The organism is Caproicibacter fermentans (genome assembly GCF_009746625.1).
Taxonomy (GTDB): Bacteria; Bacillota; Clostridia; order Oscillospirales; family Acutalibacteraceae; genus Caproicibacter; species Caproicibacter fermentans.
The window spans coordinates 118,070-133,403 of the sequence record NZ_VWXL01000014.1; the positions used below are offsets into that span (position 1 = coordinate 118,070).

14 protein-coding genes are annotated in these 15,334 nt (G+C 49.7%); 5 read left to right on the forward strand and 9 right to left on the reverse strand.

Annotation, left to right across the window (positions count from 1 at the left end):
• Positions 1-3 precede the first annotated feature (3 nt).
• The gene (locus tag CAFE_RS02445) at positions 4-336 is read left to right on the forward strand and encodes a DUF1048 domain-containing protein (RefSeq protein WP_156989692.1); all 333 of its coding nucleotides are present in this window, start codon (positions 4-6) and stop codon (positions 334-336) included.
• 55 nt (positions 337-391) lie between these two features.
• Here the strand turns inward: CAFE_RS02445 and CAFE_RS02450 are convergent, their stop codons facing one another.
• Positions 392-724, reverse strand: a complete 333-nt coding sequence (locus CAFE_RS02450) for an LPS biosynthesis protein (protein ID WP_066644990.1) — start codon at positions 722-724, stop codon at positions 392-394.
• Between the two features lie 116 nt (positions 725-840).
• Between CAFE_RS02450 and CAFE_RS02455 the strand changes: the two genes are divergently transcribed.
• Positions 841-1,764: a helix-turn-helix transcriptional regulator gene (locus tag CAFE_RS02455; RefSeq protein WP_066644988.1), complete on the forward strand. Its 924-nt coding sequence runs from the start codon at positions 841-843 to the stop codon at positions 1,762-1,764.
• Positions 1,765-1,882: 118 nt separating this feature from the next.
• On the opposite strand, the gene ptsP is transcribed toward CAFE_RS02455, so the two are convergent.
• From ptsP to CAFE_RS02485, 6 genes are all read right to left on the reverse strand, one after another.
• On the reverse strand, positions 1,883-3,511 hold the full coding sequence (gene ptsP, locus CAFE_RS02460) for a phosphoenolpyruvate--protein phosphotransferase (protein ID WP_066644986.1): 1,629 nt from the start codon (positions 3,509-3,511) through the stop codon (positions 1,883-1,885).
• Between the two features lie 21 nt (positions 3,512-3,532).
• Positions 3,533-3,790 (reverse strand): HPr family phosphocarrier protein, encoded by a 258-nt coding sequence (locus tag CAFE_RS02465; protein WP_066644984.1) that lies wholly within the window; start codon positions 3,788-3,790, stop codon positions 3,533-3,535.
• A gap of 103 nt (positions 3,791-3,893) precedes the next feature.
• Positions 3,894-6,038, reverse strand: coding sequence for a PTS transporter subunit IIABC (locus CAFE_RS02470; RefSeq protein WP_156989693.1), 2,145 nt, complete (start codon positions 6,036-6,038; stop codon positions 3,894-3,896).
• Between the two features lie 164 nt (positions 6,039-6,202).
• The gene (licT, locus tag CAFE_RS02475) at positions 6,203-7,081 is read right to left on the reverse strand and encodes a BglG family transcription antiterminator LicT (protein ID WP_156989694.1); all 879 of its coding nucleotides are present in this window, start codon (positions 7,079-7,081) and stop codon (positions 6,203-6,205) included.
• A gap of 405 nt (positions 7,082-7,486) precedes the next feature.
• Positions 7,487-7,978: a PTS sugar transporter subunit IIA gene (locus tag CAFE_RS02480; RefSeq protein WP_066644979.1), complete on the reverse strand. Its 492-nt coding sequence runs from the start codon at positions 7,976-7,978 to the stop codon at positions 7,487-7,489.
• Between the two features lie 49 nt (positions 7,979-8,027).
• Positions 8,028-9,359, reverse strand: coding sequence for a 6-phospho-alpha-glucosidase (locus CAFE_RS02485; protein ID WP_156989695.1), 1,332 nt, complete (start codon positions 9,357-9,359; stop codon positions 8,028-8,030).
• 186 nt (positions 9,360-9,545) lie between these two features.
• On the opposite strand from CAFE_RS02485, the gene CAFE_RS02490 reads away from it, so the two are divergent.
• The gene (locus CAFE_RS02490; RefSeq protein WP_156989696.1) at positions 9,546-10,367 is read left to right on the forward strand and encodes a MurR/RpiR family transcriptional regulator; all 822 of its coding nucleotides are present in this window, start codon (positions 9,546-9,548) and stop codon (positions 10,365-10,367) included.
• Here CAFE_RS02490 and CAFE_RS02495 read toward each other — a convergent pair.
• Together CAFE_RS02495 and CAFE_RS02500 are read right to left on the reverse strand one after the other, a co-directional pair.
• Complete coding sequence (locus CAFE_RS02495) at positions 10,364-11,335, reverse strand: Gfo/Idh/MocA family protein (protein ID WP_066644973.1); 972 nt, start codon at positions 11,333-11,335, stop codon at positions 10,364-10,366. The two genes, CAFE_RS02490 and CAFE_RS02495, sit on opposite strands and share 4 nt — an antisense overlap.
• 27 nt (positions 11,336-11,362) lie before the next feature.
• Positions 11,363-12,949 (reverse strand): PTS transporter subunit EIIC, encoded by a 1,587-nt coding sequence (locus CAFE_RS02500; RefSeq protein ID WP_228725164.1) that lies wholly within the window; start codon positions 12,947-12,949, stop codon positions 11,363-11,365.
• 623 nt (positions 12,950-13,572) lie between these two features.
• Here CAFE_RS02500 and CAFE_RS02505 point away from each other — a divergent pair.
• Both CAFE_RS02505 and pfkB read left to right on the forward strand, forming a co-directional pair.
• The gene (locus CAFE_RS02505) at positions 13,573-14,346 is read left to right on the forward strand and encodes a DeoR/GlpR family DNA-binding transcription regulator (RefSeq protein WP_066644966.1); all 774 of its coding nucleotides are present in this window, start codon (positions 13,573-13,575) and stop codon (positions 14,344-14,346) included.
• Between the two features lie 45 nt (positions 14,347-14,391).
• Positions 14,392-15,330, forward strand: a complete 939-nt coding sequence (gene pfkB / locus CAFE_RS02510; RefSeq protein ID WP_156989697.1) for a 1-phosphofructokinase — start codon at positions 14,392-14,394, stop codon at positions 15,328-15,330.
• The last annotated feature ends 4 nt before the right edge of the window (positions 15,331-15,334 follow it).

Consider the following 15,334-nt stretch of genomic DNA (forward strand, 5'->3'; position numbering starts at 1 on the left):
ACCATGAGCATACAGGATATCATCGAAGGCAAAAAAGAATGGCGGGCACACATGGCGCGTGTCAAATCGCTCCCACAGGATTATCAGATTGTTTATAAAGAAATCCAGGAATATCTATTTAAAGTCGGCCCGGTTGAGCTGACCGAAGGTACGGGTCTCCTCTCAGGAATTGTCGATCTTTTTGAAGAGGGCGCGGCGTTGGGAAAAGGTGTGCTCGAAGTGACGGGCAGTGACGTAGCTGCTTTCTGCGACGGTTTAATCAAAGATTCCAGAACTTATGCTGACATCGGTCAGGAATCTGTTGACAGGGAAGTTAACAAGGCCATGAAAAAGTAATTTAAGTGAGAGGTCTGCGAAAGTCTTTTACAAGAACGGAAGTTCCGCCTGCTTTTCAAGCATCCGCATTCCCCATTCTTTCTTCAGGCGGCTCAATCTCATAGGAAATCGTATGCTCGGTCAGTTCCGACAGCAGCTTGATTTTACGATTGATCATCGGTCTCATGCAATTCGGGACATGCTCCTGGTGAGCTCTGTGAATCGCCACACATTCTTTACAGTTTCCGTGATAGCGGCATGCTTTCCTGCACGGACAATGATCTTTGTTTTCATACTCTTCGCGAAACGCAGAAGCAAATTTTTCCTGAATACGCAAACCTTCTTTTCTGTTTCCTTTGTGAAACTCTTCCATTGCTCTTTTTTCAGTTTCATTTCCGTCAATTATCATTTTAACGATCTCCTTTGTCGATTTCTGATATCATTATAGCTCCCAATCGGGTTGATAAATACAATTATTTGACCTACAATATATAAAAATAGAACCATTCTAAGGAGAATCGTGGAATGTCTGAAAAAGCACCTGTCTATTCTCATAACCCTTATCATACGACGAAATTCCCGCTCCTGGTTTTAGATGTGCGAAATCAGCACTGTATTCCTGAAAATGAGGGATTTCAAGTCTTTCACTGGCATGATGAGGTGCAATTTGTTTCTGTTCTAAAAGGAAGCGTCCATGTTAAAATATATGATGAAGAATTTGATTTACAAGAACAGGATTGTATCTTTATCAACCGCACCGCACTTCATCAAATAACAGGGAGAGAAGGCTGTCATTACCACAGCTATATTATTCCGGCAAAAATGCTGGCTTTCTTTTCGGGCAGCATCATGGAACAAAATGATGTGGAACCTATTACCAATCATCCAGTCTTTACGCATTATTACCTGTACGCCAATGTGCCGGCCAACCATCAGGTGCTTCATCAGATCAGCATACTCGATCAGTTATATTTCCAGGATGATAAATACGAGCATCATGAATATCGGATTTCCATTCAGTTATCCAAGGTGTGGCTGGAGTTTCTATCTCTTCTTCCCGAGATGAAAGAAAGTGTACCCTCAAAAAGCTACGAACGAATACGAACCTTAATTTCTACAATACACACCAATTATAATCAGTCAATTTCCATACAAGATATTGCCGATACCGCCCATATCAGCAAAACAGAATGCTTACGCTGTTTTCAAAAATATATACAGGATAGTCCTTATCAATATCTGATGAAATACCGCCTGCATATGAGCACCTCATTACTGGCAACGACGGAAATGTCGGTAACGGATATTGCTTTCAAAGTGGGCTTTCATTCCACAAGTTCCTACATCAAATATTTTAGGCTCTTTTACAAAATGACCCCCAATCAATACAGATGCGGGCCGTCGCCCGCTTCGGCAAAAAAATGCAGTCCAAGTAAGACTACTGCATAGAATTTTGATAGATCATAGAGCCGTTTCCGCTGCAGCCCCATAAAAAAAGTCGCCTGCAAAAAGCAGACGACTGTTTTTATTCTTTCATAGTCCCTGAATGATGCTTTCAGTGACTTTTTTAAACTGAACAGACCTCACTGATCTTTGCACGCAGCGAAAGCACGGAGGACGGCGCGACCGACAGCTCGTCAATTCCCATTTTGACAAACGTTTCAGTCAGACTTTCATCCGCGGCCAGTTCTCCGCAGATGCCAATCCAGATGCCTGCCCGGTGCGCGTTGTCCGCGGCCGTTTGGAGCAGCCGAAGCACCGCTTTGTGATGCGTGTTGTTAAACCGGGCAATCGTTTTGTTCTGACGGTCCACCGCCAGCGTATACTGCGTCAGGTCGTTGGTGCCGACACTGAAGAAATCCACCAGGGGCGCGAGATCATCGCTGATAACCGCGGCGGCGGGCGTCTCAATCATAATCCCGATCTCAACATCGGGATGAAAGGATATCTCCTGACGCTTTAATTCCTCTTTGACTTCAGCGCAGATCTTCTTCACCTGCACGATTTCCTCCGCGGAGGTAATCATTGGCAGTAAAATCGCGACATTTCCAAAGCTGGAAGCGCGGTACAGCGCGCGAAGCTGTGTTTTAAAAATTTCGGGACGGGTCAAACAGATGCGGATGGCACGCATGCCCATTGCGGGGTTTTCCTCTTTCGGCAGGTTGAATGATTCCGCCTGTTTGTCGGCGCCGATGTCCAGCGTGCGTATCACGACTCTTTTTCCATTCATTTTTGAAACGACGGAGCTGTATGCCTGGAACTGCTCTTCCTCCGTCGGCAGCGTACTGCGCTTCAGAAACAGAAATTCGCTGCGGAACAGACCGATTCCCTCGGCGTCGCTCTTCAGAACGGCTTCCATGTCCTGCGGGCCGCCGATGTTGGCGTACAGATCTACGGCGCGCCCGTCGGCGGTAACGGTTTTTTTGCCGCGGAACCGCTCCAAACGTTCCGCAAGCTCCCGCTGCTCCCTTTCTTTCCGCGCCAGCTCTTTTGTAACGGCGGCGTCCGGCTCGATGAAGATTTCGCCGGTTGAACCGTCTACGGCAACCGTTTTTCCGACATACTCCTGAAGTGAAACCCCATCTACGGCCACTACGGCGGGAATGCCCATCGTGCGGGCGAAAATTGCCGTGTGGGATGTGGGGGAGCCGCCTGAGGTCACGATTGCCAAAACGGTTTTGGGGTCAATCTGCGCCGTTTCGCTCGGGGTAAGATCGTCCGAAGCCAGAACACACGGCTTTTCTCCGGTGTTAAACCCCGATCCGTTCCCGGTCAGAATACCGACGACCCGTTCGGAAACGTCCTTTACGTCCGCGGCGCGTCCGCGCATATACTCGTCATCCATTGTTTCGAACAGGTCCGCGAACTTTTTGGCCGTTTCCTGCACGGCGTATTCCGCGCAAACCCGATCTTCCCGGATTATGCCGACAATGGAATCGTTATAATCCAGATCCTCCAGCATCATCTGGTGGATTTGAAATAAAATGGAATTTTCTTTTCCGAGTTTTTCTTCCGTTTGAGTGTATAAAATTGCGAGCTGGGCGATTGCTTTTGCCTTTGCGTCTTGAAAGCGTTTGACCTCCGCCTCCGGGTCCGCCACGGCTCGCGGATCAATCGCGGTTATTTTAGCGGCGCGAAACCACAGTTCCCCCACCGCAACGCCGCGGCTTACCCCAATTCCCTTTGTCGTTGTCATGGCGCCGATCCCTTCATTCGTTTATAAATTCTCTCCGAAAAACTCTTTCAGCCCCTGAGCGGCCGCCTCTTCGTCCTCTCCGCTGAGCTGCACGGTGACCGTGTTTCCCTGCTTGATATTCAGGCCCAATAACGCAAACAGACGCTTCATGTCCGCGCTTTTTCCCTCGTGAATCATAGTGGCGGAGGACTGATACGATTGCGCCTTTCGGACCAACAGTCCCGCCGGACGGGCATGAATCCCGTTTTCATCCTGGATTGTGTATTGAAATTCCTGCATCAATAAGATCCCCTTTCTTTCTCTTAACAGCTCAATGATCTCTGCTTCTAAATAATATTATACCATATTCTTTTGGATCCGTACGTACTTCGCGGCGGAAGGGTTATTCCAGACGTAATATTTTTTCGCCCGCTGTTACGGAGCCTTTTTTCAACAGCTCAATCTTCTTCCATTCGTCCGTGTTGGCAATAATTACCGGAGTCACAAGACGGTATCCCTCCTTCTGAATTGCTTCCATATCAAAGTAGCCGATCAGGTCGCCCTTTTTCAGTTTGTCGCCCTCCTGAACCCTGATGTCAAACCCGTTTCCGTCCAATCGGACGGTGTCGAGCCCGATATGGATCATCAGCTCCACATTTCCGCTTTTTAAATTGATCGCATGTTTCGTGTCAAAAACCGTTTCAACGGTACAGTCGAACGGCGCCACTACTTTTCCTTCCGACGGATCGACTGCGAATCCTTTGCCCAGCATTTCCTCCGAAAAAACACCGTCGCCAATTTCCGATAATTCCATCACTCTGCCGTTCAGCGGAGCATAGACGACGCTCTTTTGGGGAGAAGAAGCTTTCGGCTCGTCTTTGTTTTGTTTTTCAGCGGTTTCAGCCTCCGAAGCCGCCGGCTCCGGGGCCTCTGGAACTTCCGCTTCCTCGGCCGGCTTTGCCAGATAGTCGTCCAAATTCGATTTAATAACCGTGACCTTCGGCCCGTAAACGACCTGAACGCCGGTTCCCCTGTGAACCACGCCGGCCGCCCCGGTCGACTTCAGAATACTGTCGTTTACAAGATCTGAGTCTGCCACGGTGATTCTCAGCCTGGTCGCACAGCAGTCCACATCGCTGATGTTGGCTTTTCCTCCCAGCCCTTTCACAATGCTGGCCGACAGACGTTCGCTTTCTTCCTTCTTTCCTGTTTTGGAGGCGCTTCTCTTCTTTTCATAGTCGGCGCGGGTATACAGTTTGGTTTCTTCGTCGTCCGTTTCTCTGCCCGGAGTTTTCAGGTTCCATTTTTTAATAAAAAAGCTGAATGTAAAATAGTATACCGCAAAATAAACGATTCCAACAGGGAGAATTAAAAGCCAGGAGGTTTTGCTGTTTCCCTGCAGAATGCCGAACAGGAACAGATCGATAAATCCTCCGGAGAAAGTCAGGCCGACCGCGATGTTGAGCAGCTGTGCGACGGCATAAGCCAGGCCCGCCAGAACCGTGTTGATGGCATACAAAGCGGGCGCGACGAAAATGAAAGAGAATTCGATCGGCTCCGTGATGCCGGTTAAAATCGCAGTGAGCGACGCGGAAAGCAGCAGCCCGTAGACTTCTTTTTTCTTTTCGGGGCGCGCGCAGCGATACATTGCCAGAGCCGCGCCCGGAAACCCGAAGATGTAAAGGATAAATTCGCCTGTAAAAAACCTTGTCGCCAGGGTAGAGAAATGCATCGTCGACGGATCCGCCAGCTGTGCGAAGAAAATATTCTGCGCGCCGACGATTTCCTTCCCTGCGACCTGCATAGTTCCGCCGATCGCTGTTTGCCAGAACGGCAGGTAGAACACATGGTGCAGGCCGAACGGGATTAGCAGCCGCTTGATTAAACCGAAGAAGAATGTCCCGATGACTCCGGACTTCGACACCAGTCCGCCCAGATCATTGATGCCTACCTGGATCGGCTGCCAGATATAAAACATTAAAATGCCGACAAAGGCAAAAACCACGGTGCTGATAATGGGCACGAACCGGGTTCCCTGAAAAAACGAGAACGCTGCGGGAAATTCGATTTTGTAAAAGCGGTTATGTAAGGCGGCGACGCCAAGCCCGACGATGATTCCGCCGAGGGCACCCATTTGAAATGTCGTCATCCCCAGCAGCGAGCAGGTGGCGCCGTTCAGAAAGGCTTTGGCGCCCCCGTGAATCGAAATCATGCCGCTGATCGCGGAATTCATGATAAAATACGCGACCATCGAGGCGAGAGCGGCAACCGATTTTTCTTTTTTTGCCATCCCGATCCCAACGCCGACGGCGAAAATCAGCGGCAGGTTCGTGAAAATCACGTCGCCGCACTGCGCCATAACGGTCAGAATGCTGTAAATAACCGTACCGGGTCCCATAAATCCCAGCAAGTGGTAAGTTTCCAGCGTCGTTTGATTGGTAAATGAGCTGCCGATGCCGAGAAGCAAGCCGGCAACCGGCAGAATTGAAATCGGCAGCATAAAGGAGTGGCCGATTCTTTGTAATACGCCGAACGCTTTGTCTTTCATCAATACTTCCTCCCCAAAAAAGTGTTTTAAGTGTATCGAAACCATTTGTTGCAGACAGTGATAAAAAAAGGCCGCCAAAAGAACTTGCGCGCGAAACGCAAATCCGTTTGCGGTCTTGCCCTAACAAAAGGTCACAAGCCAATATCAGGTTTTCTTTGCCGGTGCTAGTCTTTGTCGTTTACCAATTTCCTCAGATGTACCATCAGGAAAAATATTTCTTCGTTGGACAGCAAATGCCCGAAGTTGCTTTTTATATAGCTTTGAATCCGCTTTGCGCACAAAAATTCCTTTTGATATTTATCCTGTGTAAATTTATGAATCATCAGCGAAAAATCGCTCTCGTCTTTGCTCATGGTCTGCCCTTTGAAAATGCGCTGCCCCAAAAACTTTAAATGGGTAATAAAGCGTCCGTAGTCCAAGGAATCCTGATTGAGAGTGATGCCGTAATTGTTTTCAACAATTTTTAGAATTCCCTCGATCATTTTCGTAATGCTCAACGCGTCGGAGATCCCGGTTTCCAGCTCGGCATTGACGAGATGCAGTGCGATAAACGCGGCCTCGTCTTCAGAAAGCTCCACACCGAGTCTTTCTTTGATCATGGCGACCGCATATTTTCCTTCGACAAATTCGGCGTGGTAAAAGTTCCGAATTTCCCACAGCATTTCGTTTTTGTATTCTAATCCTTCTTTTTTTCTCTCCAGCGCAAAACAAACGTGATCCGTTAAAGTGACATAAATATTCTGACTCAGCTTTTTCCCAAGATGCAGCTGTACGTTTTCAATGATTTCGGTGCAGACGGAGATATAATCCATGGGCATGCTTTTTACCAGCTCGATCAGATGATCGACTTGTTTCGGCGTATCCATGCGATAAATTTTTTCCGTCTTTTCTTCCGGAATCAGGTCGCCTTTGGATTTGTGAAAGCCTATCCCGAGCCCTCTGATAATGATTTCCTGATTATCCTCGTCTTTGGAAATTACAAAATTATTGCTTATCACACGGGCGATTCTGTACATCGCGGTTCCTTTCTTTCTCGCAGGCACTCGGTCTCCGGATTGAGCGGATCGCTAAGGGACTCAACCGGGACGATTCTGCTAAAAAAAAAGACCAACATTGCAAACCCATTTCCAGAAACGGATTCACTACAATGAAGGTCCTGCCTGGTCTAACCAGTCACAGCCATCTTAAATTACGGTTACATAATATCACAATATCTTTAATTAATCAATACCAAAGAGTTAATTTATGCAACATTCACAAAGAACTGCGCGCGTTATTTGGCAAACACCCAGCGGATTGTCTGTTGTGGCAACCGGTTTTTCCGTTATTTGGTAAAACCGAATTGCGGCGAAAAGCGCTGCGCCTGTGCCGCCAACCCGGTTTACGGCAAAAGTGCGAAACCGCACGAAGTTTGTCCGCGCGGTTTCGTTTTAACATCTCTCGTGATTTTACTTGGAATATTCAATCACACAGGTCTTGCCGGCGGCCGCCGTAATCCCCGTATAATACACCGGATTGCCGCATCCGGCGGGATCCGTCAGCAAAACGATGATATCCGTGTCGCACCCGTTTTGTCTGAGATACGGCAAATCAACATTGCACAGCGGCGTGCCCGCTCTGACTTCTTCGCCAGCCGCAACCAGATTTTCAAACCCTTTTCCGCCGAGCTTAACCGTATCGATGCCGATGTGAACCAGAATTTCCGTTCCGTCGTCGGCCTGTATGCCGTAAGCGTGAAAGGTGCTCGCAACACTGATGATTTTTCCGTTCACAGGCGATAAAACCGTGCCGCCCTCCGGCTGAACCGCTACGCCGTCCCCTAAAACTTTTGAGGAAAACGCTTCGTCATGGACTTCCGTCACCGGAATCACTTTCCCATCCTGCACAGACCAAACTTTGCCCGTTGTCGCCCGTTCTTTCTCCCGCTTCTTAAAAAACATTCCATTCCCTCTTTTTCCTCGGTCCGGCGGAAGAATCCGCCGGTTCCGCTTACTTCAGCTCGGGCCAATATTCCCGGTTTTCTTCGATTAAATCATCCAGAATTTGCTTCGCGACACCGGCGCTCGGCACCGTTTTGGAAAGCGTCAGGGCCTGCCAGAGTTTCTGGTAGGATTTTTCGCGATAGGCTTCCACAACCAGCTTTTCACATGCCACCTGCTGTTCGATCATGCCCTTCTGAAAATTCGGGATCGTGCCGATGCACAGCGGCTCATACCCCCGCTTGCTGACAATGCAGGGGATTTCAACCATCGCGGTTGGGTCCACATTTGAAATCGCGCCGTTGTTCGGCACAATCAGAAGCATCCTCTCATAGGTGTTGTACGCCAGCGCGCGTGCCAGACGAACGATAAATTCCGCGTGTTCCCCCGACTCCAGGCTGGTGTCTTTCGCCGTGCCGTTGCGGGCAATGCGTCTGCACTCCGAAAAGACCGTTTTTTCCCGGCCGTCCATAACCTCATTGGCGCGTGTATACTCCGGATTTGTATGTGCCGCAACATAATCGGAATAAAGGTAATACTTGAGGTAGGTGTTGGGGAGCGTGTCGGGATCCACCGCGTAAACATCCTTAACCTTGCGGAAGGTGTCCAGCCAGCTCCGGTCCGCAAGCAGCGGATTGCCGCACGCATCGCCCGCGGGCCCGTAGCCCCATTTTTTTACATGATTTTTCAGGCGGGGCATCAGGTCGTTTCCGTCTTTGTCATACAGCTCCGTCCACCAGCCGAAATGGTTCAGCCCATAGTAGCGCTCCACAATGTCGGTGTCTTTCATCCCCAGAATATCGGCGAAGGATTTTTTGATTGCAACCGGCATGTCGCAGATATTAATGATTTTTGAATCAGGGCGAAGCGCTCTGGTCGCTTCGGCGACAATGGAAGCGGGGTTGGAATAGTTCAGGAGCCAGGCTTTTGGGGAATATTGCTCCATGTAGTCGATCAGCTGTATTACCGCGGGAATGGAACGCATTCCGTAAGCCATTCCGCCGGGGCCGCAGGTCTCCTGACCGAGAACGCCGTAACGCATCGGGATTTTTTCATCCTTTTCACGCATGGGCAGCCCGCCCGCGCGAATATGCGCCATAACGAAATCGACGTCCGTAAAGGCTTCCTCCGGGTCGCAGGTCGCCGCAAACTCTATCTCCGGCGCGCGTTCCCTTACGATAATCGCGCAGGCGTCCGCCACGATTTTCTGTCTCTGTTCGTCGATATCGTAAAATTTTAGCTTTCGAAGCGGGAACTGGTCCCTGTTTTCAATCAGCATCATCACTATTCCGGCTGTGTAAGTGCTTCCGCCGCCGGCAATCAGAACAGAATTCTTTTTCATTCTTTAATCTCCTTACTGAGAACTTAATTTACGTATCGAAAACAAAAATGAGGATACGCATGCTCAACAAAAATTGAATCAAGTCAATTAGACGCTTGTCCAACCCGATTGGATTGGGATATAATAGATCCTATACTGAAGTTGTTGACCGCCGCCCGAGAAACCGAGGAAAGAGGCGCTGTTATCATGCTGGACGAAATGGTGTACAAAAAATCCGCACAGCTGAGTGAAACCGACCAGATTATCTGGAAATACATCTTCCTCCATAAAAAAGAAGTGGCGAACATGACGATTCAGGAGCTGGCCAACGCGTGCCACGTTTCCAGAACGACCGTAATGCGGTTCACACAGAAAATTACTTTGGACGGATTCAGCGAGCTGAAAGCCCTGCTCAGACTGGAGGAAAAACAGCGCCCTTCTTTCGACGGAGCCGATGTCATGAACCGGATTTCCCAGCAATACCAGAGCGTGATCAACGATTTGCAGAAAAGGGATTTTGAACCGATCTGCCGTCTCATCTCGGCCTCCAGCCGAATCATCGGCTTTGGGACCGGCGTCATCCAGAACAATGTGATCCGCGAATTAAAAAGGCTTTTTATCGGCAGCGGGGAGTTTATCTATACTCTCGACGGCAAAGCGGAATTTGAATATCTGGTGCACAACCTGAAACAAGGGGACTTAATGTTCATTGTCTCCCTGAGCGGTGAAACTTCCTACGTTGCGGAACACTTGGAAGAGATTAAGATGCGGGATATTCCCATCATTTCCATCACTCAATTTGAAGACAACACGCTCGCGCGTTATTCAACGGAAAACATTTTCATCGCGGCGCCTCATTATCACGCCTATGCGAACAAAAAGGACTATCCCTATGTTTCCATGACGGTTTTTTATACTGTGGCCGAAATCATTTTCCTGCAGTACCAGCTTTACAAAGACAAACACGGCGCGGAGCCGTGCGGAAAAGAGATGCCCTCCCGTCTACCGGGCCAGGACGGCCCCGGCTAAAAGCTCATGCGGGCAAATTGCCTGGCTTTTTCCAGCACGCCTGCAACCCGCCCGGAATGCTCCAGAAGAAGGTTCCTCTTTTCATAATCCCGCCGGTCATAAATATCTGAAAAATTGCAAAGCTCGTAATAAAGACGGTTATCCTGCTGCTGCCGGTTCACCGTCTCGGCGCCGCCGTCGGTTTTTATCTCGTAGAACCTGCATTCGTTCGGAGCGGAACCCACGCGGATACAGCCGTTTTCCCCGTGAATCGCAACATGGCTGTCCCCGTGAGAATCCTTCGCCCCGATGCAGGAGCAGAGAAAGTTCCGGTACCGTAAAACCAGAACCCCGGAGGTATCGATTCCATTGCGGAGATTGGGGTAATAACAGACCTCCTCCGGTTCTCCCCACATTCCAACCGCGAAATGGACGTTATACTGGTTGAGATCCATCAGGGCGCCGCCGCCCATCGCGGGGTTGAATATGTTGGTGACCACGCCCTGCCTGAACTGGTCGTAACGGCTTGAATACTGCGTATAATTCGCTTCAACAGTGCGGATCGGTCCGATTTCACCGATCCTTTTTTTTATGTCCTGGAAATTCGGCAGATGGACGGTTGTGATGCACTCAAAAAGGAACAGCCGGTTTTCTTCCGCGAGGCGGGCAAGCTCCTTGAATTCCGCCGCGGTCAGGACCGCCGGCTTTTCCACAAGGACGTTAACATGGCTTTTCAAGGCCTGCGCGGCGTACCCGTAATGCAGCCGGTTGGGAAGCGCGATGTAGACAAAATCAATCTCCGGGTCGTTCAGCATTTGCGCGTAATCCGTGTATTGCGTGCGGATCCCGTATTTTTCAGATAATTCCAGCGCGCGGTCCATCCGCCCTTCTCTCACACAAATCGCCTCCGGACGGAGGGCGCCGATTCTTTTTACGGCTTCCAGAAAGACTTCCACGATCAGTCCGGCGCCCACAATCCCGATTTTCATGTTTCCACTTCCCAACTCTATTGTGTGCTATTCAAAATTCAGTCTGGAACAGATTTCTTCTTTCAGGTCCTCGACCTGCATGCCGATAATAATCTGGACGGTCTTCGCTTTGACGACAACGCCTTTTTGGTTGGCGCTTTTCAGGACTTGGCCGTCGATTTTCGATTCGTCCCGGACTTCGCATCGCAGACGCGTGAAGCAGTTTGTAACGCTGACGATGTTTTCCTGGCCGCCAAGGCCCTGAATCATGAGCTCCGCGTTTTTCGGAGAGCTGATCTCGCCGCCCTTCGCCTGAGGCGTATCCGCTTCCTCTGCGCCGTCGGGCACCGCCAGAACGGCGTTTTCTTCCGCGTCGTTCCCGAAATCATCTCTGCGGCCCGGGGTCATGATCTTCAGCTTTTGAATCAGGAATACAAAGGTAACATACCACACGCCCGTCATGATAAGCCCGACAATAATAACAAGGTAGAATTTGGTGACGGAGGGGCTGAATACGGAATTGCTGATGACGTCGTCGAGCAGACCGTACAGCATATAGGTTCTCGCCCCCAGCGCGTAGAGAATCACTTCCGAAATTCCCGCGTAAACGCTGTGGACGACCCAGAGCAGCGGAGATACAAACAGGAAGGTAAAATCAATCGGCTCCGTAATACCGGCAATCATCGAAACAAACAGAGCCGGCAGAAGCATGCCTTTTACAGCCGCTTTGTTTTTTGGCTTTGCCGTTTTGATCATCGCGAGAACAACGCCGAGCGATCCGAACACCTTTACAAACCCGAAAGTACAGAAGCGAATGGAAGAATCCAAGGCGGCGATGCTGCCGGCCTGACCCATCTCCGCATAGAAGATATTGGCCGCGCCGGAGACAGCCTGTCCGCCGATGGTTGCGGTTCCCCCGATCGGAGTAAAGCAGAACGGCATCCACAACAGGTGATGAAGGCCAAGCGGAATCAGAACCTTGTTGCCGAACGAATAGATAAACAGGCCGAACAGTCCCGAACTTTTAATCAGGCCCGAAAGAGCGCTGATCCAGCCGTTCACCACGGGCCAGACGTAGCAGGCCGCAACGGCGAACACCAGCGCCGTCGGAATCATAATGATAAACGCAAGCCGCGGTCCGCCGTATACGCGGAAGACGTCGATAAATTCTTTTTCGGAAAATTTGTTGTAGACATACCCGGTCAGGCACCCAAGTATCAGGCCGAGGAAAACGTTCATATCCACAACCTGAAATCCGAGCACCAGATTCTGCCCGGTTCCGTATAAGCCGGCGGCGCCGGCCTTGGCCAGCATCTTGTGCATGGTAAGCCACTCGTTGTTGGCCGCCAGAAAAACAATAAATACAATTAAACCGAGAATTGCCGCGTCAACCTTCTTCTTCTTTGCCAGCGTTCCCGCGAGCCCAACGCAAAAGATAACCGAAAGATTGTTGAGCATCGCATTCATCATCGCTTTCAGCAAATCGCCCAGATCTTTCACAAACGCAGGCATAAAGCTGAGCTGTAAAAGAACGGCGATTGCCAAAACAGTTCCCATAACGGCCATAAACATTACGGGCTTCACGATTGATCGTGAAAATTTCTGTGACAATTCCATAACCTTGTCCTTCATCATAAACACTCCATTAGAATTTTATGTTCGTATTGCAATACAGAATTATCCGGATTCCTGTTTGAAATGGCAAATGAAGTTTCCTCCTCCTGCAACCGATCGGTTCAACACATGTGTTAATCTTATTATAAATTTTTCATGATTAAGTTCAATATTTTGTTCACTTTTTGTTCGTTTTTCATCAGAAAGGATTTAGGTTCCATCTCATGTGACAAAGTTCCAAAAAGTTTCTTCCGCTTTCCGGTACCCCTCGACCGACTGTACAATCTCAGACATGGTTTGCTGTCTCCTTTTAGAATGGCGTCCCGCGATTTTATTCTGCCGGAGACCGGCGAACCTTGTCGCTTTTTATGCCCTTTTCAACTTCTCATGGATCCGCCCGATCTTCAGCCGGGGATTAGAGATTGCTTTATGACTGAAAATGACCGAATTGAAACAGCTATGACTGAATTGAAAGGCTATTGAGGAACAAGAAAAGCAATTTAGTTCTAATTTATTAGTTATAACTTAAAAAATACGGACATAAAATAATATTGAGTATATTATTGACAATTAAATGCTTCTGTGCTATTATAAACACGTCAAAAGCAATCACAAACAATCATAAACGGGTTTGGGGGCTTTCCATGTTTGAAGAAGAAAGGCTGCAGAAAATGGCCGAGTATGTGCAAAATAAGTCGAGGGCGTCGGTTCAGGAACTGTGTGTTCTGCTTCAGGTGTCGGAGTCGACGGTACGGCGCGACCTGACGGAATTGGAAAACCGCAATCTTTTGAAACGAACGCACGGCGGCGCGGTTTATTTGAAGTCTGTAGGATTTGAGCCGACCTACAGTGAAAAAGAAGACCAGTATCGGGATGAAAAATCCCTGATTGCCAAAAAAGCGGCGGAGCTGATCTGCGAGGGGGATTCACTCCTGATAGACTCCGGAACCACGACGCTTTACTTGTCCTGCGAACTTACCCGGTTCAAGGAGCTTACTGTTGTGACGAATTCGATTCTTCTGCTTCAAAAACTCTCATCCATACCTGGGATCACCTTGATGTCGACCGGCGGAACACTGCGCGCGAACACCATGGCTCTGGCCGGCCCGGCGGCGGAAGAATCGCTCGACCGCATCCGTGTTGACAAAGCGTTTATTGCTACGAACGGGTTCGACTTTAAAGTCGGCCTGACGACTCCGAACCTTGTGGAAGCGTCGACCAAGCAAAAAATGATGAGCATTGCCGATCAGGTTTTCCTTATGGCGGACCATACAAAAATTGGCCGGGTGTCTTTTGCACGGTTTGGCGGAGCGGCGGATATAGACGGCTGCATTACGGGGAATGCTATCACCGATGAACAGAGGAAGGAATTTCAAAAAAACAATGTCAAACTGTATTTGGCTGACGAGAACGGCTAGCGCGGAAGGTCCGCGGCTCCAAGAGGAGGGAGACTTTGCTCAGACATGAAAAACAGTGTGGTAACGGTTACGCTGAATCCTTCCATCGACAAGACGATCGTGATTGAAAAACTGCTTCCGTACGGTCTGAACAGGGTGGTTCGCTCGCGGACCGACCCCGGTGGAAAAGGAATCAATGTAGCCAGAGTATTAAAAAATTTTGCAGTCGACGTGACGGTGACCGGACTGATTGCGGGTCAGCAGGGAAAGCTGCTGCTGGAGGCTTTGCAAAATGCCGGAATTCCCGCTGATTTCTTGGAAATCGAGGGAGAAACCCGTACGAACTTGAAAATATTCGATGAAAGCGTCAACAAGACAACGGAGGTCAATGAGACCGGATTCCGTGTCTCACCCGAAGATCTCGTCCGCTTTCGGAAAAAATTTCAAAACTTGATCCAAAAGGCGGAAATTGTCGTCCTCAGCGGAAGCCTTCCGCCGGGCATCCCGCAGAATTTCTACTCAGACTGTGTTGCCGCCGCAAAGACGGCGGGGGCAAAAGTACTGCTGGATGCGGATGGCGGCGCGCTGGAGGAGGGGATTCGGGCAATCCCTTATGCGGTCAAGCCGAACCTTCAGGAATTGGAGGCGCTGAGCGGATGCAAATTTTCGGGGAAAAAGGATATTGCCGAGGCGGCCCGGCGTCTGACCGGGACGGGAATCGAAATCGTCATCGTCTCCATGGGCGCGGACGGCGCGGTGGTGGCGAACCGGGAGGAAGCCTATGCGGTCGATTCCTGGAACATTCCGGTTAAAAGCGCCACCGGGGCCGGGGATTCAATGGTCGCGGCCCTCGCCGGTTCGATTCTGAACAACAGCTCGCTATATGAAATCGCAAAAATCACCACTGCGGCGGGAACCGTTACGGCGTCCAAGGAGGGAACCCTGATCTGTTCTCAGGAGGAAGTCGCCCGGTCCCTGGATTACGTAACGGTGAGAAAAATTTAGGGCT

Excerpts from the sequence above, each read along its gene's own strand:
- CAFE_RS02445 (WP_156989692.1), top strand. The coding sequence starts at position 4 with ATGAGCATACAGGATATCATCGAAGGCAAAAAAGAATGGCGGGCACAC.
- CAFE_RS02450 (WP_066644990.1), bottom strand. The coding sequence starts at position 724 with ATGATAATTGACGGAAATGAAACTGAAAAAAGAGCAATGGAAGAGTTT.
- CAFE_RS02455 (WP_066644988.1), top strand. The coding sequence starts at position 841 with ATGTCTGAAAAAGCACCTGTCTATTCTCATAACCCTTATCATACGACG.
- ptsP (WP_066644986.1), bottom strand. The coding sequence starts at position 3,511 with ATGACAACGACAAAGGGAATTGGGGTAAGCCGCGGCGTTGCGGTGGGG.
- CAFE_RS02465 (WP_066644984.1), bottom strand. The coding sequence starts at position 3,790 with ATGCAGGAATTTCAATACACAATCCAGGATGAAAACGGGATTCATGCC.
- CAFE_RS02470 (WP_156989693.1), bottom strand. The coding sequence starts at position 6,038 with ATGAAAGACAAAGCGTTCGGCGTATTACAAAGAATCGGCCACTCCTTT.
- CAFE_RS02480 (WP_066644979.1), bottom strand. The coding sequence starts at position 7,978 with ATGTTTTTTAAGAAGCGGGAGAAAGAACGGGCGACAACGGGCAAAGTT.
- CAFE_RS02485 (WP_156989695.1), bottom strand. The coding sequence starts at position 9,359 with ATGAAAAAGAATTCTGTTCTGATTGCCGGCGGCGGAAGCACTTACACA.
- CAFE_RS02490 (WP_156989696.1), top strand. The coding sequence starts at position 9,546 with ATGCTGGACGAAATGGTGTACAAAAAATCCGCACAGCTGAGTGAAACC.
- CAFE_RS02495 (WP_066644973.1), bottom strand. The coding sequence starts at position 11,335 with ATGAAAATCGGGATTGTGGGCGCCGGACTGATCGTGGAAGTCTTTCTG.
- CAFE_RS02500 (WP_228725164.1), bottom strand. The coding sequence starts at position 12,949 with ATGATGAAGGACAAGGTTATGGAATTGTCACAGAAATTTTCACGATCA.
- CAFE_RS02505 (WP_066644966.1), top strand. The coding sequence starts at position 13,573 with ATGTTTGAAGAAGAAAGGCTGCAGAAAATGGCCGAGTATGTGCAAAAT.
- pfkB (WP_156989697.1), top strand. The coding sequence starts at position 14,392 with ATGAAAAACAGTGTGGTAACGGTTACGCTGAATCCTTCCATCGACAAG.